This is a genomic window from Gemella sp. 27098_8_149 (assembly GCF_041433745.1).
GTDB lineage: Bacteria > Bacillota > Bacilli > Staphylococcales > Gemellaceae > Gemella.
This window is the reverse complement of record NZ_JAPWCB010000037.1, coordinates 1-932: the sequence shown is the minus strand read 5'-3', so window position 1 is coordinate 932 and position 932 is coordinate 1. Positions and strand designations below refer to the sequence as shown.

Genomic DNA, 932 nt, shown 5'->3' with positions numbered 1-932 from the left:
ACAGCGTTAAGCATATAGTCTTTGTGTTTTTTCATAGTATTTATAGCTTTAGATACACCTTTAGATAAGCCTCTAGTATCCATATCTATATATTTCTCTAATTCTACAGAATCTTTAGCCTTAATAGCTTCTCTTATCTCATGTACTCTCTCATAGCTAGCTGTAAATTCGGCATCTATGGCTAATATATAATCTAATACTTCTTTTCTAGTTACATAACGTTTAAAGCTTCTAGAATAGAATGTTTTTGTTGAATTTACTATATCTCTATCTTCTAATATTACTTTCCAGAAGTTCTTTAGAATAGTGTAAGTAGAGCCTTTTTTATTCTTATATTGATTCATTAGTTTTACTCTAGCTTTGTTTAATTCTCTATTAATATTTTGAACCATGTGAAATCTATCTATTATTATTTCAGCGTTAGGGAACATCTCTCTAATCATATTCATATAAGGAGGATAAATATCTATACAGATTGTCTTCACTTTCTTTCGTGCTTTTCTTGGATATCTCATAAAGTATTGTTTTAATATATGTTGTGTTCTTCCGTCTACAATATCTATAAAGTCATGTGTTTTAGCATCTAAGAATACGAAACTCATTCCATTTTTACTATCTTTAGTTGATTTTATCTCATCAAAACATAGGTGTTCTGGTAGGTTTGAATGAGTCTTAACTTCTACAGCTTCTCTGCATGATTTCATTACTCTTACTACTGTAGATACTGATACATTACTTAATTCAGCTATATCTTTAAAAGATAATGTTTTAGATAGATTCTTCATAATATAAAATATAAGATTTTTTGATATACTGCAGTGCTTTTGTACAAATGATGTTTCAGCACAAAACTTAGAATTACACTCTCTGCATTTGAAGCGTTGTTTCTTTAATCTAAGGTATGTAGGGCATTCTGACATTTTTAATAAAGC

Annotated in this window: 1 protein-coding gene; it reads right to left on the bottom strand. The window is 28.6% G+C overall.

Going from position 1 to position 932, the window contains the following annotated elements; genetic code table 11:
* Positions 1-932 (bottom strand): ISL3 family transposase (locus tag O3801_RS08480; protein ID WP_483299493.1); only part of this gene is annotated, 932 nt, incomplete at both ends.